We start from the raw sequence: 22,814 nt of genomic DNA on the forward strand, positions 1-22,814 counted from the left end.
GCATTGGTGCCTATGTTTATTGTATAGGTTCCTATATAAATCAATGCGAGACCCCTGTCCATGACCGTAATCCCTTTGCGCATCGCCATCATCGGCGCGGGCCCCGCGGGCCTGACGCTGGCGCGCATCCTGCATCTCAACGGCATCGCCGCCACCGTCTTCGAGCGCGAGGCGCATGCGCTGGTCCGGCCGCAGGGCGGCACGCTCGATCTGCATGTCGACTCCGGCCAGCTCGCCTTGCGGCGCGCCGGCCTCGAAAAGGAATTCCTGCGCATCGCCCGCTACGAGGACCAGGGCAGCCGGCTCTACGACAAGGACGGCCGGCTGGTGCTGGCCGATGACGACGACAGCGGCGACCGGCCGGAAGTCGACCGCTCGGCGCTGCGCGACATCCTGCTCGCTTCGCTGCCGGCGGGCGCGGTGCAATGGGGCAGGGAGCTGCGCGAAGTCCATGCGCGCCCCGACGGCGCCTATGACCTGGCCTTCGGCGCCGACCTGCTCGGCCCGTTCGACCTCGTCGTCGGCGCCGACGGCGCCTGGTCGCGGGTGCGGCCGCTGGTCTCGCGCTACAGGCCGCAATATTCCGGGCTCACCTTCATCGAGTTCGGCATCGACGATGTCGACGCCAGCCATCCGGCGCTGTCGAAACTGGTCGGGCGCGGCAAGATCGGCGCCGAGGGCGACGGCCGCGGCATGATCGTGCAGCGCAACGCCAATGCGCATCTGCGCGGCTATGCCATCTTCCGCGTGCCCGCCGACTGGGCGGAGAGGACGTTCGATTTCGCTTCGCCGGCGGCGGCGCGAGCCCGCCTCATGGCCGAATTCGAGGGCTGGGCGCCGGAGCTCGTCGCGCTGATCGCGGCCAGCAACGACCATATCGTGGCCCGCGCCATCCACGCGCTGCCGATCGGCCACCATTGGCCGAACCGGGTCGGCGTGACGCTGCTGGGGGACGCCGCCCATGTCATGTCGCCCTTCGGCGGCGAGGGCGTCAACGCCGCCATGCTCGACGCCGCCGAACTCGCCCGCCACCTGGTCGAGGCCGGTGACTGGAGGCAAGCGGTGAAGCTTTACGAACAGGAGATGTTCGAGCGCGTCGCGGAACCGGCCACGCAGGCCGCGGAGGCGGCTGCGACCGAGCTGTCGCATATCGGGCTGGAGCTGACGCTGGAGCATGTGCGGCAGCATGCGCAGATGCGGGCGGCGGCTGGGTAAAAAGATCGAAGAGCGCGCTCCGCCTTCTCCCACAAGGGGAGAAGAACTGTCGCATCCGACCCCAAAAAACCACGCCTGAACAGCGCCATGCAGTGGTCATCTCACAAGCTGAATCAGGCCCGCCATGTCCCGACACGTCACCTTCATGACCATCGACGATGCCGCGCATTATTCGCCCGAAGAGCGCAAGGCGATCGTTGCCGCCTTTCGGATATTTTGTTCGAGGTGATCGTGCGCAAGTTCAGTCCGGCCCCGGAGGAATAGCCGCAGGCTTTGCGTGCCGAAATCTCCACCTGACAGCTCGCGCAAGGGCGGGATTTTTGCATTTGTGGCTTCTGACCGGCCGCTGCTATATCCAGAGCAGGGCCGCCGAACTCGCGGTGGCGTTGATCCCTTCCGGACCTGCGAATGCTTATTGAACGATACGACGGAAACCGTGAGGCTTTACGGCCTCTGTTTGCCCTGGCAGACGATTCCCCCATGCAGATTTCCAGTTACATCGATCGGGGCGAGGTGCTTGTCGCGCGCGATGGCGGTCGGATCGTCGGCCATGCGCAGGTCATCGAGACAGGTGAGGGCGGTGTGTTCGAACTCAAGAGCCTCGCGGTCCGCCCGGCAAGGCAGAGCGAGGGGTTGGGGCGTGCCCTGGTCGCGGCGGCAATCACCCGTTGCCGCGAGCGCAACGGCAGGCGCCTGATCGTCTCGACCGCAACGGCCGATATCGGCAATTTGCGTTTCTACCAGCGACAGGGATTTCGCATGTACCGTATCGTGCAGGACGCCTTCGGGCCATCGACCGGTTACCCCGAAGGCTCGGCTGTGAACGGCATTCCGCTGCGCGACCAGGTGGTCTTCGAACGCGACCTCGGCGCGGATTGAGGGTGGTGGATCCTCCACCTCGCGCTCCGGCTTCACGACAGTCGCGGACAATCCAACTGCCCGCTCCGGTTCGCCGGAGCGGGCTTTTTTGCGTTTTGGGCTAAAGCGCGCCGCGGCGAAGTGGATTCATGCGGCGCGCTTCAGGGCTTTGTTTTTTACGCATGTCGTCTTCCCGAAGCCGAGGTCACTTTTGGACGACATGGATCAGGCCAGGATGTTGACGGCGCGGGCCGCGACCAGTGCGATCGTCAGCAGGGAGATCATCGCCTCGGCCATCATCAAAAGCTTGGCGCGCTGGGAGAGCGGCAAGGTGTCGGTCGGCGAAAACGCCGTCGCATTGGTGAAGGCGAGGAAGACATAGTCGACGAAGCCCGGCAGCCAGTCGCGGATCTCGCGGTCGTTCAAGGTCATTTGCGGGAACAGGAAATCGGAATGGGCGCGGTTGACGAGGCCGCAGGTCGGCGGCCCGCCGCGATCGGTGCTCCAGAACCACAAGGCAAAAATGATGACATTGGTGACCCAGATGTTGAGCGCGTCGATCAGCAGCGTCTGGCCGCTGGAGCCGGCATGGCCCGCCAGCAGCGCGCGCACCAGGAACACCAGCGAGCCGCAGTTCATGATGCTGACGACCCCGGTCATCACCAGGGCCGTCCTGCGGATCATGACGCGGAACCGGCCGACCAGATACCAGTGCTCCTCCTCGACCGCCTTCTGGGTGGCGACCTGTGTCCAGGCCGTGGCGACCGACAGCGGCACGAGCAGCGCCGCCTCGAGGGCCGGCGCCAGCCAGCGGGGACCGAACGAGAGATCGTTGATGACCAGAAGCTGCAGGCAGATGATGACGAGGACAGCCGCGCGCGCCAGCCAGAAATCGAACGCGCGGTGGTGGATGACGGCATGCTGGTGACGCATTGAGTATCCGGGAGGTTCAGACAGGATCAGATATGCGGATTGTTCTGTCGGGGAGGGCAATGGAGCGCTGAAATTCCCGCTCAATCTTGGTCCTGCAATGGCCTGCAAGTATACTTTTTCGTAAGCTTCGACGTTGGGGCTGTTCGGCGAACCGGTCGGTGTGATTTAAGCGCCGCATGACGGGAATTGACGACTCCATAGATGGTTGGCTGCCGGGCGGGTTGCCTGTCGCGGGCATCGACCGTTCGTCGGTCTGGTCCGGCCTGCTTCGTCATCCCTGGTATTTGCTGGCGCTCTTGTGCCTGGTGCAGATCGTGTGCTGGACGATGGTGCCGGCGCTGATCGACCCCGCGCCGCCTGGCGATGTCGTGGAAGGGTTCATGTGGGGCCGCGAATGGGTGCTGTTGACCTACAAGCATCCGCAGCTTCCCGGCTGGCTGCTTGAAACGAGCCATCTTCTGACCGGATCGTTCCGCTGGCCGCAATATCTGCTCGCCCAGTTGACGATCTCGTCGACCTTCGTCCTGGTCTATCTGCTGGCCCGCGACATGCTCGGGCAAAGCCGCGCGCTGGCCGCGGTGCTCTTGATGCCGTCGGTCTATTTCTTCGGCTGGCCGACCCCGCAATTCAATCATGACTATGCGCAGATGCCGTTCTGGGCGGCCATATGCTGGCTGCTTTGGCGTGCCGGCCGCGGTGGTGGACCTGGCTGGTGGCTGGCGCTCGGACTGGTGTCGGGCGTCGGGCTCTATGCCAAGTTCTCCACCGGCCTGCTGCTTTCCTTCGGCGCTCTCTGGCTGTTGTCCGACGCGCGCGCGCGCGGCCGGCTTGCAACGCCTTGGCCATGGCTCGGCCTTGCGGTTTTTCTCGCCGTCGCCGCGCCGTTGGCCATCGAACTCTACCGCATCGATTTCCTGCCGCTGACCTATTTCGCCGACCGCGACGCCTGGGTGACGGAACACCGTGCTCGCCTGTATTACATCGGTGTCCAGATGGCCGGGCTCTCCGGCTTTCTCCTGGTCCTGTCGATATCGGGGCTGCTGCGGCGTTCGCCTGCCCCAGAAGCGCCCGTCGAACGCGGCATTCTGGTCTATCTCGTATGGATGGGGCTCGGCCCGGCGGTCCTGATCATGTTGGCCTCGTTGTTCACCGGCACCGGTGAATCCTGGGGCGCGCCGATGTACAATCTTGTCGGCGTCGTGGCGCTCGCCTTCCTCGGCCACCGGCTTGGTGCCTTCGAGATGCGAAGGCTGGCGATCTGCGCATTCACCTGCATCGTCACCATGTCGGCCGCCTATGCGGCGATCCGCTGGACGGATTGCAATGTGCGGGGGCGCATGGACGCCGTCTGCTGGCCGGCGCAACCGATCTCGGACGAGGCCGAGGCGGTCTGGCACGCAGCGGTGCCCGGCCGGCTCGACATTGTCGGCGGCGATACCAATCTGGCCATGCTGGCGGGCCTCAACGCCTATGACAAGCCTTCGATCTTCACCGACCTCAATACGCGGTTCGCGCCCTGGATCACAACACAGCGGCTGCGCGACCACGGCATGCTGATGATTTGGTCGGGGCGTGATGTGCCGCCGCAACTGCGGGCATGGCTGGACGACATCCCGGTCAAGACCGTTCTTTTCAACTGGTCGCGCGGGGCGCCGCCAGTGACGATCAATTTTGCCGCCATTCCGCCCGGCACGCGGTATTTGCCGCTTGCCGCCGACAGCCGGACCCGGCATCCGCGCAACTGAAGCCTGTCGAGCGGTCGATCCCGTTCCGCATCGTGATAGTTTCGTTCGTGCATGGGTCGCACGCACCCTGTAGGCGCCGCGTTCACTTCCAGTCGACTGGACGAAGCCGCCGACAATGCCCATTTGTGGGAAATCCAATTTGTTGTGCAATTCAGGCTGGAAACAGCTAGCGTTTCCCCTGAATTGCTTTCTTGAGGAGACGTGACATGGCGACTTCGACCGAACGCGCGGTGCTTGCCGGCGGCTGTTTCTGGGGCATGCAGGATCTGATACGGCGCTACCCCGGCGTCATCTCCACTCGTGTCGGCTATAGCGGCGGCGACGTACCCAATGCCACTTATCGCAACCACGGCACCCATGCCGAAGCCATCGAGATCAATTTCGATCCGGCCGTGATCAGCTATCGCACATTGTTGGAGCGCTTTTTCCAGATCCATGATCCGACGACGCGCAACCGCCAAGGCAACGATGTCGGGATGAGCTACCGCTCCGCGATCTACTATACGAGCGACGAACAAAAGCGCGTCGCCGAAGACACCATTGAAGACGTCGATGCCTCCGGCATGTGGCCGGGCAAGGTCGTTACTGAAGTCGCACCGGCAGGTGCTTTCTGGGAGGCCGAGCCCGAGCATCAGGATTATCTGGAGAAATATCCCAACGGCTATACCTGCCATTTCGTCAGGCCAGGCTGGAAGCTGCCGGTTCGTGAGAAAGCCGTCTCATAAGTTTACGGATAGGCTTTCGCACGGCATGGGACTATAATCGCCTCACCGATTGCCGCTCGGCCAGCCATCGCATGACGGTTGACGGGCGGTGGCATTGCCGCAATTGCGCGGATGATCCGACGGGGGAAGCATGAAGAAGATTTATCAGAAGCCAGTCCTGACGAAAGGGGGCCGCCTTTCGGACGTCACCGCCTTGATACCGTCTTCGCAAATCAAGACCTGATCGACGGCCTTCATTGGCAAGCGGTCGGCCCGCCCGAAAAGGCCTGGCTCGATCGTCGTTTGAATGAGGTGATCGGCTTGACGGGCGCTTTGAGAGGGTGCTGCTTTTGAGCCCGCAGACCGGGCAAGACCGGCTTTCGGCCGTGTTCATACTCGACGTCAACCACTTTACCGGGCCGCTGCTGGCAGGGTGGCTTGAAGCAGGCCATAGCATCGGGGCTATCGTTGTGCCTGGGTTGCGTCGGCGCCCAAAGCACTTCAGCACCAGCAATTTACGCCGAAGACTGAAACGCAGATTGCTGCTCAGGCGCTATATCGGCGATACGCCGGCAAGGCTGATCGAATTTGGTCGGCCTTATGATTGGGACACGCTCGGCAAGCAATTGTCGCAGGTCAAGGCCACTGTATTGATCTGCTATGCTTTCCCCACATTGGTCCCACCGCAATTGCTGAGCATCTTTCCCAAGGGCGGGCTCAATCTTCACCCGGCGCTGCTGCCCAACTATCGGGGCCCGCATCCTCTCCACCGCCTGGCGGTGGATGGCCAGCATGCCGTTCATGGCGGTGTGACGCTGCACAAGATGTCCGCCGCCTTCGATGACGGAGACATCCTTGGGCAGGTATCGTTTTCGGAGACAGACTGGGCGTCGCGGCGGGCCCTGATCGACGGCCTGGCAAGCGCGATGCGCACGCTGGTGAGCGAGGTGGCGCCCGCCTACTGCAAAGGCAATCTTTTGGGGACACGGCAGCCGGCCGGCGATTTCATCTGGGCGCGGCTTGAATCGGCCCACACGATGATCTCGCCGGCGATGTCGATCGAGCATGTCGCCCGGTTATGGCATGTGCTGGGCCATATTCCAGGGATTTATCTGGATGTCGCCGGCCGCAAAGTCAGACTGGCGTTCCAAATCGGACGACTTGGCCCGCCGACCGGACAAGCGCCGGTCGCACGATGGGGCACCGCCGAGTTCGATCTCGCCGATGGCAGGGTCCGCTATCTAACCCATGGCCGCCTGCTCAAACGGCTCTTGAAATTGCGCGCCGCTTTTGCGCGCCCTCAAGTCAGAAGCCGTGTCCTGAAATAGCGTTTCAGCGAGAAAAGCGGCTTGCCGGAGCCCGGTCATTGAGACCGGTTAGACAGGGAGATCGCGGCGCTCGCGCTCCGCGATCTCCCTGGTTGCGATCGAAATTACTTGCCGCAGTTGTTGTCGTTCACCGTCGGTGCGGTTGCGTTGCCGTTGGCATCGCTTTGCGCACCTTGGGGATTGGTCGGGCAGTTCTTGTCCGCATTGGAATTCATGTCGCCCGGGGCGGTGGTGGTGCTGTTGGTCGCCGCCGGATCGACCGTGTTGGGTGACGCCGGCGTGCTGGGGTCCACGGTGATCGACTGGCCGCTGCCGCTCGACCCGTCCGTGCCATTTGCGCTATTGCTTTGCGCCATCGCGGATGTGGCAAGGGCAACGGTGAACGCCGAAGCTGCGAGGATTTTCATGAACATGGTTCTGTCTCCATTTCTGTGAACTCGTCGCGTTGCGACTGGTGGGTCAACCTCGCGGCGTGGCGAAGGTTCCCGATAAATTCGCGCGGGGAGGACCTCCGGCGCCCATCCTGTGATCAGATCTGGTGCAATGCTTTTGGCCCGTTGCGCCGAAAAAACGGCTTCCCCTTCGGTTCGAATGGTGCTTTAAGGCGTCCATCCACAGGGGTGCTCCGTACGGTCGGGGCTGAGACGGGGGCGGCAAGCCCACAGACCCTAGAAGCTGATCTGGGTAATACCAGCGGAGCGAGGCGGGCGATGTTTTCAGGCGCACAGATTTCCCTATATCCCATGGCCGACGATTTCGTCGGCGTCATCCTCGGTGCGCTCGGCGCGCTCGATCCCTACCGGGACAGGCTCAGGATCGAGACCGACGACATGTCGACCTTGCTGGTCGGGCCGCCCGAAGTGTTGTTCCCGGCGCTGCGCGATCTGTTCGTGGCGGCGGCGCGGAGCGGCAAGCATTGCGTGCTGTCGGCGGCCATTTCGCGCGGCTGCCCGGGCGAGCCGGATGATCCGATCTGCCGCTCAGACGCGTTTGGCGGACCTGTCGGGCCGCTTGGCCCACGCAAGGAAGCCGCCATCACCGCGGTGCGCAATGCTGCTGCCACCGGCCAGCCGGCGGCGGCGCAATTCTCACTCTATGTGATGGGCACAGGCGACCACATGGACGAGATCTATGGCTGCATCGATTTCCTGAAGCAGTCCGGCGTCTACGATCGCTCCAAGAACTTCTGCACCAAACTGCGCGGCGACACTGGCGCGATCTTTTCGGCGCTGAACGAGGCCTTCTGCCGCTTCGGGCCGGGGGCCGGCCACGTAACCCTCGACGTCACGGTTTCGGCCAACAGCCCGTCGGCTGTCTAGGCCGGCCGCGCTTCCGCGCGACCCGTCAAAGGTTATGCCCGTGGTCTCATCATCAGTGCCGCGCCCGATCGCGGCTTCCCTTGCCAAGGCTATACCCGCCGTCATCTCGGTCGGGTTGCTGCTCGTTGCGTGGGAGCTCTACGCCACCTATTCCGGCATCAAGCCGACGATCCTGCCCGCGCCGTCACGCGTCTTCGAACAGGCGATGCTCAATCGCGAGGCGCTGGTCGACAACGCTATCCCCACCATCCGCGCCACGCTGATCGGCTTTGCCTGCTCGCTCAGTGCCGCCTTTCTGCTGTCCATGCTGGTCGATTTCTTCCAGCCGCTGCGGCGCGCGCTGTTTCCTGTCTTCATCATCAGCCAGACCTTGCCGCTGGTGGCGATCGCGCCGCTGGTGGTGCTGTGGTTCGGCTTCGGGCTGACCCCGAAGATCATGCTGGTCGCGCTGGTCACCTTCTTTCCCATGCTGGTGGCTCTGGTGCAGGGCTACGAGGCGACCGAGGCAGAGATCGGCCAGATGCTGCGCGCCATGGGGGCAGGGCGCTGGCGCGTCTTCGTGCTGGCGCGGCTGCCTTCGGCGCTGCCCTATTTCTTCGCGGGCCTGCGGATCTCCATCACCTATGCGGTGGTCGGCGCCATCTTCGCCGAATATGCGGGTGCGGCGAAAGGGCTGGGCATCTACATGCTCAACGCCAAGAACAATTTCCGCCCCGACCTGGTGCTGGCCGCCGTCGGTGTCAGCGCCGCGCTGACGCTTGTCCTGTTCGGGCTGACGGCGCTCCTGCAGCGCCTTGCCATGCCGTGGGAACGGGCCGGCCGGCAGCCGGCGGGGAAGGGGGCGCGGAGATGAGCCGGCTCGAATTGCGGCATGTGCGCAAGGCATTCGACGAGCTCGACGTGCTCGCCGATATTTCGCTCAGCGTTGGCGCCGGCGAATTCGTCTCCATCCTTGGGCCTTCGGGTGCCGGCAAGTCAACGCTGTTCCAACTCCTGACAGGTGCCGAGCATGGCGGGGGCGAGATGTTGTTCGATGGCGCGCCGCTCGACGACCATGGCAGACATTTTGCTTTCATGCCGCAGCGCGACGCGCTGATGCCGTGGCGGCGTATCATCGACAACACGACGCTCGGCCTGGAAGTGCAAGGCACCAGGCGCAAGGTGGCGCGGGCTCGCGTCGCGCCGCTGTTTGCCGAGTTCGGGCTTGCCGGCTTCGAGCGGCATTTTCCGGCACAGCTTTCGGGCGGCATGCGCCAGCGCGCGGCGCTTTTGCGCACGGTGGTGCAGGAGCGCGACATGCTTCTGCTCGACGAGCCGTTCGGCGCGCTCGACGCGCTGACCCGCGCGGCCATGCAGCGCTGGCTCGAGCAGATGTGGCGTCACCATCGCTGGACGGCGTTGCTGATCACGCACGATGTGCGCGAGGCCGTGTTCCTGTCCGACCGCATCTATGTGCTGTCGGCGCGCCCGGCCCGTGTGCTGCGTGAAATCAGGGTGCCGCTGCCGCGCCCGCGCGATCCGACCGGCGCCGCCGCGCGACAGGCCGGCGCACTCGAGGCCGAGATCCTCGACATCTTGCTCAACCCTCAACCATCCAAAGGACATGACCATGACTGACTTGACGCGCCGGCAGGCTTTGCTGCTCACCCTTGCCAGCGGTCTTCCGCTGGTTGGGGGATCGAGCCGCTCGCTTGCGGCAACGCAAAAAGTATCTGTCGCGCTGGACTGGACCGTCAACACCAACCACATCGGGCTGTTCGTCGCCCGCGACAAGGGATTTTACCGCGAGGCCGGCCTCGCGGTCGACATCCTGCCCTACAGCGACACCGGCGCCGGCACGCTGGTCGCCAACCGCGTTGCCGATTTCGGCATCAACGGCACCATCAGCCTTTTCACCCAGAGGACCGCCGGTGCCGACTTGAAGGCGGTCTATGCGGTGGTGCAGGCCGAAACCGGCCGCGTGGTCTTCAATGCGGCGCGCAGCGAGATCAAAAGCCCGAGGGACCTAGACGGCCTGACCTATGGCGGTTTCGGCAGCGCCTGGGAAAATGCGCTGATCTCGACCATCATCCGCCACGACGGTGGCAAGGGCAAGTTCGAGACCGTGACGCTCGGCACCTCCGCCTATGAGGCGCTGGCCAATGGCTCGGTCGACTTCACGCTGGAGGTCGCGACCTGGGAGGGCGTCGAGGCCGAACTCAAGGGCGTCAAGCAGCGCAGCTTCGTCTATGCCGATTATGGCGTGCCCGACGAGCACACGACGCTGATCTCGTCGAGCGAAGCATATCTCCAAGCAAACCCGGCACTGGCATCGGCCTTCGTCCAGGCAACGCGGCGCGGCTATCAGTTCGCCGTCGATCATCCGGAAGAAGCCGCCGCGCTGCTGATCGCCGCCAACAAGGATGCCCTGACCAATCCGTCGTTGATCGAGGCGTCGCTGAAAGTGCTGATCAACGGACACTATCTGCGCGCGGAAAACGGTGCCATCGGCACGATGGACCCGGTGAAGATGGGCGCGATCGGCGGCTATCTCTTCACCGCGGGCATTTTGCGAGACGCCGATGGCAAGGTTCTGACGCAACGTCCGGATTTCGCCAGGTATTTCGCAAATTCATATCTGGGTTGAGGCTGGATGCGCGTCAGCCGGTGCGCTCGGTGCGCTATTGGTTGGCGTCGGGGCGCGTCTTTCTCCAGCCTTCTGGTCGATCCCGACAATCCCGATCCGATCTTGCCGGTTAACCGCCCGGCAATGGTTGCATGCAATGGTCCCTTCGAGGGATCATCGGGGTGCTTGGCTTGCTCACGTCAAAAAGTGAAACGCTTTCAAGCGCAGGCCGGGACGGGATCTTGTCCGACGTGCGCAAGCGCGAGATCCTTGCCGATCTGCGCGAAGGCTTCTTTCGTGCCTGCGCCCTGGCCTGCGCGGGGCTGTTCGTCTATCGCGGCCTCTACCAGGTCGTGGAGGATCCGACCCGGCTCAACGCCGCCTTGGTGGCGATTTCCGAGATACTCACCTTCACCTGGCTGCTCGTGTCGCGGCGTCCGGTGACGCGCGACTGGAATCCGCTTACGGTCATCGTCTCCGTGAGCGCCAGTTTCGGGGTTGCATTGATCAGCCTTGAACCAGGCACGGCGCTCATTCCAGTCTATATCGCCGCGCCGCTGCAGTTCGCGGCGCTGTTATTCGTCATCTGGGGCAAGATATCGCTGGGCCGTTCCTTTGCCATCCTGCCCGGCAACCGTGGCGTGATGACGGGCGGCGCCTACCGTATCGTGCGGCACCCGATCTATGCCGGCTACCTTGCCGGCCACGTGCTCTACCTGCTGTCGGCCTTCTCCTTCCACAACCTCGCGGTCTATGCGGTCATCACCTATTTGCAGCTGTATCGCATCCTGCGCGAGGAGGCCCTGCTGGCGGCCGAGCCGGAATATCGCGCCTACATGGAACGGGTGCACTACAGGCTGTTCTACCGGATATTCTGAGAGCAGGACTGTCGCTGAAGAGAGCCGATCCTGCCAGGACTGGGGATGGCTGGCAGCGCTTGCCCGGAGCGGTTCCTTGTTTCTGTCCTGATCGCTGAGTGATGTCCGATCTTCCGGTTTGACACGGAGCGACGCTTCCATGAAGAATCGTTTTTATTCCAAGGTCAGCTGCTATATCGATAATTCGCGCTCTTTGACGTAAAATGTTTTTTACACGTGTATTATATTTTTATTCCTCTTATAATTTCTGCATTCTTGCAATAAACACCATCATCATTGCAAGTATGTGATGGTTTGAAACCTGCTCTCCTTTGTCACGTAGTTAAATCTGCAATCGGCTGTACGCCGACTGCCTTAGCGCAACGACAACAGGAGAGTGTTATGGCTTTTACCATCAAGACAGTCGCCAGTGTGTTGGCCGGTAGTGCAATCGTCCTCGTTCTTTCCTTGCCAGCGAATGCGGCAGGGCTAGGTGTCGGGGCCTCGGTGGGTGGTAGCGGCGGCGTCAATGCCGGTGTCGGTGCCTCCGTCGGTGGCGGCGGTGGCGTCAACGCCGGCGTCGGCGCTTCGGTTGGCGGGAGCGGCGGCGTCAATGCTGGTGCCGGTGCCAATGTCGGCGGCTCGAACGGCGTCAGCGCCGGATTGGGGGCCTCGGTCGGTGGAAGCAACGGCATCAATGCGGGGACCAGTGCGAATGTCGGCGGGACGGGTGGCGTTACCGCCGGGCTCGGCGCCAATGTTGGCGGCGCGAGCGGCGTCGGGGTCGGCATCGGCATCGGTGGAACCAATCCGACAACTCCGTCCAACCCGAGCAATCCGTCCAACCCGAGCAACCCGTCGAACCCGAGCCTCCCGGGTGTCGTAGCGCAGATGTCCGGCGGCCAGGTAGCGCGCATGAAGAAGCGCTGCGTCGACGTGCTCAGCAGCGCAGGCACCTATGACCGCGATCTGCGTCAACTCTGCCTGCTGATCGCCCGTCGTTGAGGCAAAGAGCGCCAGGGTCGGACGTGCGAAACCAGCCGTGAGGCTTTGACAGCACTCTCCTGGCCTTCGGCCGGTCGGAAGCCCGTCACTCAGGCGGGCTTCCTGCATGTCGAGCGCTTTCAATCTCCACCGGCACTTTATTGCCCGAGATTTCATTCGCCGGCGGAAATCATCTCCGTGCGGATGCCGTGCCCACTATAGCGCGGAACGGTAAGGCTGCTCGAACGTTCACGTCTTCGAAACGTCGCATGTGGCGATGTTAAAACCGGCGTGGCAGCGCCTACAGGAGCGGGAAACCATGAGCTTAGGCACCATACTCATCATCATCCTTGTCATCGCGCTGCTTGGCGGTTTCAGCGGGCTCGGCGGCGGGCCGTTCTATGGGACTGGCTACTATGGTGGCGGCGGGCTCGGGCTCGTGCTGCTGATCATTATCATCCTTGTCGTGCTAGGGCGGATATAGAGGCCCGCAAGCTTCGGATAATCGCGATCTTGTGACCAAGCCCAGGTCGGAGCGCACCGGATTGTGATGGAAGCAAGCCGGCTTGTGATCCCAAATTTTTCGCGACTATCGTATTGTGAATTCGGTCCACACCCCCCGTGGAAACAAGAGGAGAGGGTCCCACCCCTTCATCCTCCTCCAAGGCCCGCCCCGGCATCCCGGAGCGGGCTTTTGCATTGAAGCCGAAGGAACCGGCTTGCGTCGAGACTGTTGAGCTTGCGGAAGGCAGCCCGATGCCCGCAGCACTCAGAACCGCACTCTGCGAAATTCGCGATGATCTTCATGTCCCGGCGGATGGCGGCGCTGGCAAGCATGTCGAGACCATCCAGGAGATCGATGGGTTGATCGGCATAGCGGAAGCAGAGGCGATCAAGGTCGTACGCCGCATCGAGCGCGCGGCCCGAACAGGAAGAAGGATTGGATGAACATCAAGGAGATGACGCGGCAGGACTGCGTCGCCCTTTTGAAGACGCAACGCATCGGTCGCCTGGCATGCGTGCGTGACCAGAAACCTTATGTGGTGCCGGTCCATTTCGCCTTTGGCGAGAATTCCATTTTCAGTTTCTCGCTTCCCGGCAGGAAAGTCGACTGGATGCGGGCCAATCCCCATGTCTGCCTTCAGGTCGACGATGTCGGCGGTGTCGATGGCTGGAGGAGTGTCGTGGTGGAAGGCCTGTTCGAGGAGTTGTCCAAAGCGCCTGATCCAGATGGCTGCATGACCGGCGTTGAAAGGATGATCGCTCCGGTCGATAGCGATCGCCGGCTTGCCTGGTCGCTTCTTGCCAAGCATGGGAATTGGTGGGAGCCTGGAGCGCTGAAGCCCGGCGATACTGTGGCGCTCTCGGGCAGCCATCTATTCTATCGGATCAGGATCGAGGCGATGTCGGGAAGGCAGGCCTCGTGGTAGCGGTTCCTACGCCGCGCGCGGCACTCGTGAAGTGAACGTTGCCCGGGTGACCGAGACGCTTGTGCCGTTGGTGTCGCTGACGGTTTCCACCTTGGCCTCCAGCTGTTTCACCAGTGCCTCGACGATCGCTGTTCCAAGTCCAGTACTCGGCAAGTCGTTGGCGACCTTGCCGACGCCGTTGTCCGAAACGGTCAGTTTCCAATCGTTGCCCGCGGTCTCGAAGGTCACCTGGATAAGGGCGCCGGACTTTTCCTTGGGGAAGGCATATTTGATGGCGTTGAGCACCAGTTCAGTGACGATCAACCCAAGGCTGACCGCCTTTTGTGAATCCATTCTGCCGCCTTCGGCCATGACAGCGACCGTGATGGGCTGGGCTTCGCCGATCATCGACGAGGCGAGGCTGCTGCACAATTTCGGAAGGTAGGAGCCAACATCGATCTCGTCGACGCCAACCGAGGTATGAAGATGGCGTTGCACCTCGGCCACGGACAACACGCGCTGGTGGGCATCCTTGAGATGCTGACGCGTCTCTTCCGACGTGACCGAGCGTGCCTTCAGCAACAGGATGCTGGCGATGATCTGCAGGCTGTTGGCAACCCGGTGCTCCATCTCGCGCAGCAGCACGTCCTTCTGGTGAAGAAGATCCTCGGTGCGGCGCAGCAATTCTTCCTTTTCCCGTTCGATGACACGGCGGGCGGTAATGTCATTGAAGGCGAGAAGGATGGTTACGGCCGGGCTGTGGTCGTAAAGCACCTTGCGGGCGTTGAGCAGCATGGTGCGGCGGCCGATCCGCGGGAAATCATGCTCCACCTCAAAGCCGTCCATGGCGACTTTCTCGGGAATGATCGTCTCCAGCAGCAAGCGAAGTGCCGGAATGTCCCACTGACCATCGCCTAGCGCATAGAGCAGCGAGCCCTGGGTCTGCGCGGGGTCGACCTCGAATGTCTTGTAGAAGGAGCGGCTGGCGGCCAGCACGCGAAACTGCTCGTCCAGCACCAGGAATGGTTCGGTGATGGTGTTGACGATCGCCTGCGCCAGCGTCTGCGCGTCTTCGATGTTCGCAATGGGTTGAAACATGGGGCAAGCCAGACGAGGGGCGTTTTGCCTCTCCAGGCAAGGGCCTTACACCTTTGCCCGGCCATTGTCGCGAAGTAAATCACCAGCCACGATGACGTGATGTCCCACGTATCGCTGAAAAGGCGGACACTCGGCCCGCCTTCTTCCGGCTGTTCGATTTCGGCATGCGCCCAAATCGTGACTGGTCAGTTTGCGCCGCCGAGCTGCTTGGTCATCTTGCAGAAATTGTCATGCGACTTGGCAATGGCCTTGTCGCTGCATTCCTTCATCATGCCTGCGCGGTCTTCTTCCTTCATGGCCATCCAGGCGGCCTTGAATTCCTTTTCGGATTTCATCGTCTTCATGCCTGAGTCCGTGTAGAAGGGTGCCATCTTCTCCGGATTGTCGAGCGCGGAGGTGTTGCCCCCCGAAGCGGCCAACGCCGAGCCAGTCATCATAGCAAGCGCCATCGCGCCCATCGTGAGCATCTTGAAGTTCATCTGGGAATTCCTCTCTGTCGAGGTCATTGGAATAAACGACCTGAAGACAAACGGGATTGAGAGAAAACAGTTCCTTGAGGTGAACGAATATTAAAATCAGATTTTATTCCTTCTGGGCTGCCTGGGCGCTACCGGATTATTCCATGTCCGGGACGTCGCCGCTGACAAACAGCGTGGTCGGCGGGCCGTAGTCCCCAAGGGTCGGGTCGGCATCCCGGCTCCAGGCGATCACGCCGGCGTGTTTAACCGCCAAAGCCCTGGCCGTGCGTATGGCGCGGTCTTCGCTTTGCTGGTCGGCGGGGCCGAAGGCTGGAAACAGGTCCCCGTCCTCGCCGCGATCGAACGCAATCACGCCGATCAGCTTGGGATTCTTATGCTCTGTTGAATGGGACATGGTGCTCCTTCGACGCGCGAACCTATCACAGTGTCGGGCCCAGTGGTCGGTTGTCCGGCTCTCCACCACATTTTCCGGGGCCGGGAACTCGCTGCCTTCTCCATCTGCCCTCGGCACCGCATTGACACGCGTTTTGTGACCATATATTGAACAGGATTATACAGGTTCACTGAACAGGTATGAATATGAAGCGGCGCGCGGTTCAACTGTCTCCCGGCACGGGCAAGCCCGAGCAGATCGCGACCGTTCTGGAACATGAAATCCGTTCCGGCCTGCTCGGCTTCGGCGACCGCCTGCAAAGCGAAAACGAACTCGTCCAGCGCTTCTCCGTCAGTCGCAACACGGTCCGCAAGGGCCTCGAGGAACTGTCCAGCCGCGGGCTGATCACCACCAAGGTCGGCATCGGCTCCTTCGTCACCTTCGACGGCAAGCCGGTCGACGACGCCATCGGCTGGTCGCGGGCGCTGGCCAATGCTGGCGCCAATGCCGAGACCAGGACGCTGCGGCTGGAAGTCATCGAAGACGTGGATCTGGCAGCCTTGCTTGGCATCGAAAGCCCGTTCTTCATCGCTGTCGACCGGGTGCGTACCAACGCCAGCGATGGCCATGCGATTTCCATCGAGCGCAGCCGCCTGCCGCTGTCGCCGGAGCTTGAGGACGTGCCGCTGCGCGGCCTGCGTGAGGGATCGCTGCACCAGACGTTGCGCGGCGCCGGCCTGATCCCCGACCATGGCGAGGAATGGGTGGGTATCGAGATGCTCAACGCCGAGGACGCCGCCATTCTGGGCTGCCCCCAAGGTACACCCTTCCTGCGCGGCCGCCGGCTGACGCGTGCGGCCGACGACCGGCCGATCGAATATGTCACCAGCCTGCTCAATCCCGCGCATTTCGCGCTGCATATGAGGTTCTGAGCGATGCCGGACGACACCACACTTGATCGCGCCATGGGCGCGCTTGTCGGCGGAGCGCTGGGAGACGCGCTCGGTATGCCGACGCAGCTTTTGTCGCCGGCGCGCATTGGCGAGCTCTACGGCCATGTCGAGGATTTCATCGCGCCCTTCGCCGATCATCCGGTATCGAAGGGGCTCGCGGCCGGCACCATCACCGACGATACGGAACAGGCGCTGCTGCTTGGCCGCATCCTGGTTGTTTCAGGCGAGCGCTTCGACCATGCGCGCTGGGTCAACGCGCTGCTCGACTGGGAGCGCGAGGTCAAGGCGCGCGGCAGCTACGATCTCCTGGGACCATCGACCAAGCGCGCCATCGACGCCATCAACAATGGCGTGCCAGCCGAGGAGGCGGGACGTAGCGGCGACACCAATGGGGCGGCGATGCGCATCGCGCCGGTCGGCATCATGATGCCGCTGGAACCGCTCGATGCATTCGTCGCCAAGGTGGCCGAGACGTGCCGGGCGACGCACAACACCTCGATAGCCATAGCGTCGGCTGCCGCCGTCGCGGCCGCCGTCAGCCACGGCGTTTCCGGCGGCGACTGGCGCGCCGCATCCGACAGCGGCGTCGCGGCGGCGAGGCGAGGGGCGACGCTTGGCCATTGGGTGACCGGCGGCGACATCGCGGCGCGTATCGTCTGGGCGCAGGATCTGGTGCGCGGCAAGGTGATGAGGGATGCGATCCGGCTGATCACCGATCTGGTCGGCACCGGCGTTGCCAGCCAGGAATCCGTTCCCGCGGCCTTCGCTGTGCTGGAAGTCGCCGATGGTGACCCATGGCAAGCGGCGGTCATCAGCGCCAATCTCGGCGGCGACACCGACACGATCGGCGCCATCGCGGCCGGCATGGCCGGCGCCTGCACCGGCTTTTCACGGCTGCCAAGGGAACGCGTCGCCGGCCTCAGGGGGATCGACATGACGGATGTTCGCGCGCTTGCCGCCGATCTTGTCGCTGCGCGGACGTCCAAAGGCCTTGCACCAAAAGCCGGTTCCGGCAAGGACGCCGCGGCATGAGTGGGCGTCTCGTCCATATCGGCAGCGCGGTGGTCGACTATGTCTACCGCATCGACGCCTTGCCGGCGCCAGGCACTGAGGAGACGGCATCCAGCTACGCGCAGGTCGCAGGCGGCGGCTTCAACATGATGGTCGCGGCCACCCGCACCGGGATGACAGTGGTGTTTGGCGGCCAACTCGGCAGCGGGCCGAATGGCGATTTCCTGCGCGCCGCCTTCGCCGCCGAGGGCATCGAAACACTGACGCCGCCATCGCCCGTGATGGACAGCGGCAATTGCGTCGCCATGATCTCGAGCGATGCCGAACGCACTTTCGTGTCATGGCCCGGTGCGGAGAGCATTCTCAACCTCGACATGATGGCGCCGGTATCAGTAGCGCCGGGGGACTGGGTGTTCACCTCGGGCTATACGCTGAGCTACCCGGGCAGCCGCAAAGCACTCGCCGACTGGATCGAGGCGCTGCCGGAAAACATTCCCTTTGTCTTCGACCCGACGCCCGTCATTTCAGACATTCCACGCCCGATCCTGGCGCGTGTGCTGGCCCGCTCGGCATGGCTGAGCTGCAACATGGCGGAAGCCGCCGAGATCGCCGGCCAGGGCGATGTCGAGACCCTCGCGGCGCGGCTTCTCGCCGATCATTGTCCAAGGGCGGCCGGTGTCGTGATCCGCTCCGGCGCCAAGGGCTGCCATGTCAGGCTGGCCGGCGGTTCGGCGCAAACCGTTGCCGGTTTCAAGGTCGATGCCGTCGACACCAATGGCGCCGGCGATACCCATATCGGCGCTTTCGTCAGCGCGCTGGCGCGGGGTGCACATCCTTTCGAGGCGGCGCGCTACGCCAATGCGGCGGCGGCCATTTCGGTGACCCGTCATGGCGGCTCATCGGCGCCGAACGATGCCGAAATCCAGACTTTCCTGAGCCAGGCCGCCGCGACCGGCGCGCCGGGCCAGAACCACAAGGCCCATCAGACAGCCTGACAAGCCCCGCCAAGCGGGCAAACAAAGAGAGGAACCAACATGCGCATGCCAAGACTGACTGCTCTCTTGACGGCGACCGCCGTCTTCACCACCGCGCTCACGCTGGCCGCCAGTGCCGCCGAAGTGCATGTGCTCAACTGGAAAGGCTACGGCGCCGACGAGCCATGGGCCGTCGCGGCCTTCGAGAAGGCGACCGGCAACAAGGTCGTCAACGACTTCTTCAATTCCGAACAGGAAATGCTGACCAAGATCCGGACCAATCCCGGCCTCTACGACGTCGTCATGATCAACGCCGCCTTCAACGACCAGGCGATGGCGGAAAAGCTGATCCAGCCGATCGATGTGTCGAAGCTGCCGAACTATGCCGACATCAGTAAGGACAAGGCCGGTTCGCCGATGCTCGACCATGACGGCAAGGTCTATGGCGTGCCGTGGGTGTGGGGCCTGACCGCGCTCGCCATCAACGAAAAGTCCTTCGACAAGCCGCCGACGTCGATCGCCGAAATGTGGGATCCCGCGCACAAGGGCCGCGTCGTCATTCGCGACGACGCCGTCGAGGCGGTGCAGTTCGGCGCCATCGCCACCGGCCAGAACATCAACGACATCAAGGATATGGATGCGGTCAAGACGAAGCTCACCTCGCTGATGCCGCAGATCAAGACCTTCTGGAGCTCGGAGAACGACTGGAACCAGATGGTCGCCTCCAACCAGATCGACATCGGCACCTACTGGAGCGGCTCGGCCGACCGCGCCAAGACGCACTTCAAGCTGCCGGTTTCCCTGGTCATTCCGCAGGAGGGCGCCGTCGCCTGGCTGGATGCCTTCTCCATTCCCGTCGGCTCCAAGAACGTCGAGGGTGCGCAGGCCTTCATCAACTGGATGATCGACCCGAAATTCTATGTCGAATGGGTCACCAAGGTCGGCGCCCCGGTCTCCGCCAACACCAAGGCGGTGGACGCTCTGCCCGAGGATGCCTTCAACCGCAAGGTGATGGGCGATCCAGAGGTCGCCAAGCGCATCCAGTTCCAGGCGCCGATCACCGACGCGCAGCGCGAGGCTTACCTGGCGCTCTGGCAGCAGCTCAAGGTCGACGTGAAGTAGGTCTACGTCCGGACCAGCCGTCGGTTCGCGCCGGCTGGTCCCTCAATCCTGGGGAGGAGGCTTATCATGGCAGCGCAGGGTGCGCCGCGCAGCGGGCTGAGATCGGCCCTGCCGCTGCTGGCGCCGGCCTATATCTGGCTGACGGTGGCGATCTTCCTGCCGCTCTCTGCCATGGTCTTCTTCTCCTTCATGACCGACCTGCCGCTGACGGAGAAGCCTTGGGCTTTCACGCTTGGCAACTATGCCGCCTTCTTCTCGCAGAGCCTCTATCTAACGCTGCTGCTCGCTTCGCTCAGGCTCGGCCTGGAAGTGACGCTATGGTGCATCCTCATCGGCTATCCCGCCGCCTATGTGCTGGCCAAGGTGCTGAAAGGCCGCAGCCGCGAGGCGATCTTCCTGCTGGTCATCCTGCCGTTCTGGTCGAACGGGCTGGTGCGGATATTCTCCTGGGCGATGGTGCTGCGCGAGGGTGGCATCCTCGATACGGCGCTCAATGCCGTCCTGCCGTTCAAGATCAACATCGATCTGATGTATTCCTATCCCGCCGTCATCATCGGCCTTGTGCACTCCTACGTGCCCTACATGGTGCTGACCTGTTATCTCACCTTGCAGGCGATCGACGATTCGCTGATCGAGGCCGGTCGTTCGCTCGGCGCCTCGCGGCTGCAGGTGCTCAAGCGCGTGATCATCCCGCTGTCGATGCCCGGTCTGGTGGCGGGGGCCGCGCTCATCTTCGTTCCCGTCGTCGGCTCGTTCATGGAGCCGCGCATCCTTGGCGGGCGCACCGGCACCTTCTACGGCACGGTGATCGAGGATCAGTTCGTCGCCGTGTTCAACTGGCCGCTGGGTGCCGCGCTGTCCTTCATCCTGCTGGCGGTCGTGCTGGTCATCCTGGCGATCGCCTCGCCTGTGTTGCGGAGGGCCGCTTGATGATGACGACCCGCATCCTCGAATGGTTCGGCCGGATCTATATCTTCCTGCTGCTCGCCTTCCTCTATCTGCCGATCATCATCATGGCGCTGATGTCGTTCAACGTCTCGCCCTTTTACCAACTGCCGTTCGAGTGGACGACGGAATGGTATGCCTCGCTGTGGCAGAACGACCAGCTGATCGCGGCCACCTGGAACAGCCTGGAGATCGCAATCATCACCACGCTCATCAGCGTGGTGCTCGGCTCGGCGGCGTCGCTGGCGCTTTTTCGCTATGATTTCCGCGGCAAGAAGGTGCTGCAGGCGCTGCTGTTTCCACCGATCGCCATTCCGTGGCTGATCACGGGCACGGCGATGCTGATCTTCTTCTTCGGCGTCGGCATCGGGCGGGGCCTGTTCGCCATCCTGCTCGGCCATGTCGCGCTGGCGCTGCCCTATGTCATCGTCGTCGTCTCGGCCCGGCTGCAGACTTTCGCGCCGGAACTGGAAGAGGCGGCACGCTCGCTCGGCGCCAACCAGTGGCAGGTGACCAATCGCGTCACGCTGCCCTGGATCATGCCGGGCGTCATCGCCGGTGGGCTGTTTGCATTTGCCGTGTCGTTCGACCAGTTCGTCGTTTCCTACTTCCTCTCGACACCCGGCCAGACGACGCTGCCGGTCGAAATCTACGCCGCGATCCGCAAGGGTTTCACGCCTGAGATCAACGCGGTCTCGACCATCATCATTGTCGTGTCCATGGCGCTCATGCTGCTCACGGCGCGCTTCTTCAAATTCGGCGGAGAGAAATAATGGCTGGCGTCCAGGTCGCGAACGTCTCCCGCAGCTTCGGCGCGCACAAGGCGCTGGACGATGTCTCCATCGATTTCGCCGATGGCGGCTTCTACGCGCTGCTCGGACCATCGGGCAGCGGCAAGACCACGCTGCTCAGGCAAATCGCCGGTTTCGATTTTCCCGACAGCGGCCGTATTTCCATCGGCGGCGAGAGCGTCGAGCGCGTGCCGGTCGAAAAGCGCCGCATCGGCATGGTGTTCCAGAACTACGCGCTGTTTCCCAATATGAGCGTCGCCGACAATGTCGCCTTCGGCCTGTCGGTGCGCGGTGAGGCCAAGGCGGTGATTGCCACAGAGGTGCAGCGCGCGCTTGACCTGGTGCAGCTTGGCAAGCTTGGCACGCGCCGCCCGCACCAGCTTTCCGGCGGCCAGCGCCAGCGTGTGGCGCTTGCCCGCGCGATCGTCACCAAGCCGCGTGTGCTGTTGCTCGACGAGCCGCTCGGCGCGCTCGACAAGGCGCTGCGCGTTGACATGCAGATCGAGTTGAAGCGCATCCAGCGCGAGATCGGCATCACCACCATCTTCGTCACCCACGACCAGGAAGAAGCGCTGACGATGAGCGACCGCATCGGCATATTGCGCGACGGCCGCCTGGTACAGGAGGGGCCGCCGGAGGAAATCTACGACCGGCCGAAAAGCGAGTTCGCCGCCACCTTCCTCGGCGACGCAAACATCTTTCGCGGCGACTCGACCGGCAACGGCATCCGGCTGCCGGACGGCACGGCGATCGCCGCTGGCGTGGGCGCAACGCTTGCCGCCGGCGCCAAGGCGAGCTGCGCCGTGCGGCCCGAGCGAATTCGCATTGCCACGGATGGCGGGGCGTCCGATGCGGCCAATGCGAACATGCTGAAGGGTCAGGTCTCCAAGCGCATCTTCGCCGGCAACAACAGCACCTACTTTGTCAAGCGCGCCGGCCAGACGTTGAAGGTCATCGTGCAGAACACCGGCGCTGAGAGGCTGGCGGAGGGTCAGGATGTGGTGCTGCGCTGGTCGCCGGAAAGCACGGTGCTGATCGCGGCGAGCTGATCCTCGTTCTCGCTCTTGCCAGACAGCGGGCAATAAGGAACAGCATAGCCCGGCATAAGTCC

General features: G+C 63.1%; 26 protein-coding genes and 1 riboswitch. Of the genes, 21 read left to right on the plus strand and 5 right to left on the minus strand.

Annotated elements, in window-relative coordinates:
• Window positions 1-60: 60 nt before the first annotated feature.
• Both EB230_RS15515 and EB230_RS15520 read left to right on the plus strand, forming a co-directional pair.
• On the plus strand, window positions 61-1,215 hold the full coding sequence (locus EB230_RS15515; protein WP_172373066.1) for an NAD(P)/FAD-dependent oxidoreductase: 1,155 nt from the start codon (window positions 61-63) through the stop codon (window positions 1,213-1,215).
• Between the two features lie 480 nt (window positions 1,216-1,695).
• On the plus strand, window positions 1,696-2,094 hold the full coding sequence (locus EB230_RS15520) for a GNAT family N-acetyltransferase (protein ID WP_246738969.1): 399 nt from the start codon (window positions 1,696-1,698) through the stop codon (window positions 2,092-2,094).
• Between the two features lie 204 nt (window positions 2,095-2,298).
• Here EB230_RS15520 and EB230_RS15525 read toward each other — a convergent pair whose 3' ends face one another.
• Window positions 2,299-3,006 carry a hypothetical protein gene (locus tag EB230_RS15525; protein WP_056571620.1) on the minus strand — a complete coding sequence of 236 codons (708 nt, stop codon included), beginning with the start codon at window positions 3,004-3,006 and terminating at the stop codon, window positions 2,299-2,301.
• A 176-nt stretch (window positions 3,007-3,182) separates the two neighbouring features.
• Between EB230_RS15525 and EB230_RS15530 the strand changes: the two genes are divergently transcribed.
• The 3 genes from EB230_RS15530 to EB230_RS15540 all read left to right on the plus strand — a co-directional run bounded on the left by EB230_RS15530 (window position 3,183) and on the right by EB230_RS15540 (window position 6,783).
• Window positions 3,183-4,751, plus strand: a complete 1,569-nt coding sequence (locus EB230_RS15530; protein WP_056571623.1) for a glycosyltransferase family 39 protein — start codon at window positions 3,183-3,185, stop codon at window positions 4,749-4,751.
• Between the two features lie 206 nt (window positions 4,752-4,957).
• Entirely contained in the window at window positions 4,958-5,476 is a 519-nt protein-coding gene (msrA, locus tag EB230_RS15535) for a peptide-methionine (S)-S-oxide reductase MsrA (protein ID WP_172373070.1), read from the plus strand.
• A 329-nt stretch (window positions 5,477-5,805) separates the two neighbouring features.
• Window positions 5,806-6,783, plus strand: coding sequence for a formyltransferase family protein (locus EB230_RS15540; RefSeq protein ID WP_172373072.1), 978 nt, complete (start codon window positions 5,806-5,808; stop codon window positions 6,781-6,783).
• Between the two features lie 104 nt (window positions 6,784-6,887).
• Here the strand turns inward: EB230_RS15540 and EB230_RS15545 are convergent, their stop codons facing one another.
• Window positions 6,888-7,196: a hypothetical protein gene (locus tag EB230_RS15545; RefSeq protein ID WP_056571631.1), complete on the minus strand. Its 309-nt coding sequence runs from the start codon at window positions 7,194-7,196 to the stop codon at window positions 6,888-6,890.
• Between the two features lie 193 nt (window positions 7,197-7,389).
• A riboswitch (TPP riboswitch) is annotated at window positions 7,390-7,503 on the plus strand.
• On the opposite strand from EB230_RS15545, the gene EB230_RS15550 reads away from it, so the two are divergent.
• From EB230_RS15550 to EB230_RS15590, 9 genes are all read left to right on the plus strand, one after another.
• On the plus strand, window positions 7,494-8,102 hold the full coding sequence (locus EB230_RS15550; RefSeq protein ID WP_172373074.1) for a YkoF family thiamine/hydroxymethylpyrimidine-binding protein: 609 nt from the start codon (window positions 7,494-7,496) through the stop codon (window positions 8,100-8,102). Its footprint overlaps the riboswitch before it by 10 nt.
• 34 nt (window positions 8,103-8,136) lie before the next feature.
• A complete protein-coding gene (locus EB230_RS15555; protein ID WP_172373076.1) occupies window positions 8,137-8,955 on the plus strand; it encodes an ABC transporter permease in 819 nt (272 codons plus the stop codon).
• Window positions 8,952-9,719, plus strand: a complete 768-nt coding sequence (locus EB230_RS15560; protein WP_056571640.1) for an ABC transporter ATP-binding protein — start codon at window positions 8,952-8,954, stop codon at window positions 9,717-9,719. Before EB230_RS15555 ends, EB230_RS15560 begins: the two co-directional genes overlap by 4 nt.
• Window positions 9,712-10,728, plus strand: coding sequence for an ABC transporter substrate-binding protein (locus tag EB230_RS15565; protein WP_172373078.1), 1,017 nt, complete (start codon window positions 9,712-9,714; stop codon window positions 10,726-10,728). The genes EB230_RS15560 and EB230_RS15565 overlap by 8 nt, the downstream gene beginning before the upstream one ends.
• A gap of 230 nt (window positions 10,729-10,958) precedes the next feature.
• Window positions 10,959-11,585: an isoprenylcysteine carboxylmethyltransferase family protein gene (locus EB230_RS15570; RefSeq protein WP_244494092.1), complete on the plus strand. Its 627-nt coding sequence runs from the start codon at window positions 10,959-10,961 to the stop codon at window positions 11,583-11,585.
• Window positions 11,586-11,966: 381 nt separating this feature from the next.
• Window positions 11,967-12,569 (plus strand): hypothetical protein, encoded by a 603-nt coding sequence (locus EB230_RS15575; RefSeq protein WP_056571646.1) that lies wholly within the window; start codon window positions 11,967-11,969, stop codon window positions 12,567-12,569.
• Window positions 12,570-12,867: 298 nt separating this feature from the next.
• Entirely contained in the window at window positions 12,868-13,032 is a 165-nt protein-coding gene (locus tag EB230_RS15580; protein ID WP_064983672.1) for a DUF3309 family protein, read from the plus strand.
• Window positions 13,033-13,304: 272 nt separating this feature from the next.
• On the plus strand, window positions 13,305-13,496 hold the full coding sequence (locus EB230_RS15585; protein ID WP_155772452.1) for a hypothetical protein: 192 nt from the start codon (window positions 13,305-13,307) through the stop codon (window positions 13,494-13,496).
• Window positions 13,493-13,978: a pyridoxamine 5'-phosphate oxidase family protein gene (locus tag EB230_RS15590; RefSeq protein WP_172373082.1), complete on the plus strand. Its 486-nt coding sequence runs from the start codon at window positions 13,493-13,495 to the stop codon at window positions 13,976-13,978. Before EB230_RS15585 ends, EB230_RS15590 begins: the two co-directional genes overlap by 4 nt.
• A gap of 6 nt (window positions 13,979-13,984) precedes the next feature.
• Here the strand turns inward: EB230_RS15590 and EB230_RS15595 are convergent, their stop codons facing one another.
• The 3 genes from EB230_RS15595 to EB230_RS15605 all read right to left on the minus strand — a co-directional run bounded on the left by EB230_RS15595 (window position 13,985) and on the right by EB230_RS15605 (window position 15,928).
• A complete protein-coding gene (locus EB230_RS15595; protein WP_172373084.1) occupies window positions 13,985-15,055 on the minus strand; it encodes a histidine kinase dimerization/phosphoacceptor domain -containing protein in 1,071 nt (356 codons plus the stop codon).
• Window positions 15,056-15,240: 185 nt separating this feature from the next.
• Complete coding sequence (locus EB230_RS15600; protein WP_056571660.1) at window positions 15,241-15,534, minus strand: hypothetical protein; 294 nt, start codon at window positions 15,532-15,534, stop codon at window positions 15,241-15,243.
• A gap of 136 nt (window positions 15,535-15,670) precedes the next feature.
• On the minus strand, window positions 15,671-15,928 hold the full coding sequence (locus EB230_RS15605) for a hypothetical protein (RefSeq protein WP_172373086.1): 258 nt from the start codon (window positions 15,926-15,928) through the stop codon (window positions 15,671-15,673).
• A 185-nt stretch (window positions 15,929-16,113) separates the two neighbouring features.
• On the opposite strand from EB230_RS15605, the gene EB230_RS15610 reads away from it, so the two are divergent.
• The 7 genes from EB230_RS15610 to EB230_RS15640 all read left to right on the plus strand — a co-directional run bounded on the left by EB230_RS15610 (window position 16,114) and on the right by EB230_RS15640 (window position 22,752).
• On the plus strand, window positions 16,114-16,839 hold the full coding sequence (locus tag EB230_RS15610; protein WP_056572142.1) for a GntR family transcriptional regulator: 726 nt from the start codon (window positions 16,114-16,116) through the stop codon (window positions 16,837-16,839).
• A 3-nt stretch (window positions 16,840-16,842) separates the two neighbouring features.
• Complete coding sequence (locus tag EB230_RS15615; protein ID WP_172373088.1) at window positions 16,843-17,892, plus strand: ADP-ribosylglycohydrolase family protein; 1,050 nt, start codon at window positions 16,843-16,845, stop codon at window positions 17,890-17,892.
• Window positions 17,889-18,866, plus strand: coding sequence for a PfkB family carbohydrate kinase (locus EB230_RS15620; protein WP_172373090.1), 978 nt, complete (start codon window positions 17,889-17,891; stop codon window positions 18,864-18,866). The genes EB230_RS15615 and EB230_RS15620 overlap by 4 nt, the downstream gene beginning before the upstream one ends.
• Window positions 18,867-18,905: 39 nt before the next feature.
• Window positions 18,906-19,967 (plus strand): ABC transporter substrate-binding protein, encoded by a 1,062-nt coding sequence (locus EB230_RS15625; RefSeq protein ID WP_056571672.1) that lies wholly within the window; start codon window positions 18,906-18,908, stop codon window positions 19,965-19,967.
• A gap of 66 nt (window positions 19,968-20,033) precedes the next feature.
• The gene (locus EB230_RS15630) at window positions 20,034-20,897 is read left to right on the plus strand and encodes an ABC transporter permease (protein ID WP_172373092.1); all 864 of its coding nucleotides are present in this window, start codon (window positions 20,034-20,036) and stop codon (window positions 20,895-20,897) included.
• Entirely contained in the window at window positions 20,897-21,685 is a 789-nt protein-coding gene (locus tag EB230_RS15635) for an ABC transporter permease (protein ID WP_056571677.1), read from the plus strand. The genes EB230_RS15630 and EB230_RS15635 overlap by 1 nt, the downstream gene beginning before the upstream one ends.
• A complete protein-coding gene (locus EB230_RS15640) occupies window positions 21,685-22,752 on the plus strand; it encodes an ABC transporter ATP-binding protein (RefSeq protein ID WP_172373094.1) in 1,068 nt (355 codons plus the stop codon). The genes EB230_RS15635 and EB230_RS15640 overlap by 1 nt, the downstream gene beginning before the upstream one ends.
• Window positions 22,753-22,814: the final 62 nt, after the last annotated feature.

Origin of the sequence: Mesorhizobium sp. NZP2234, from assembly GCF_013170765.1 — a bacterium.
Lineage (GTDB): Bacteria > Pseudomonadota > Alphaproteobacteria > Rhizobiales > Rhizobiaceae > Mesorhizobium > Mesorhizobium loti_D.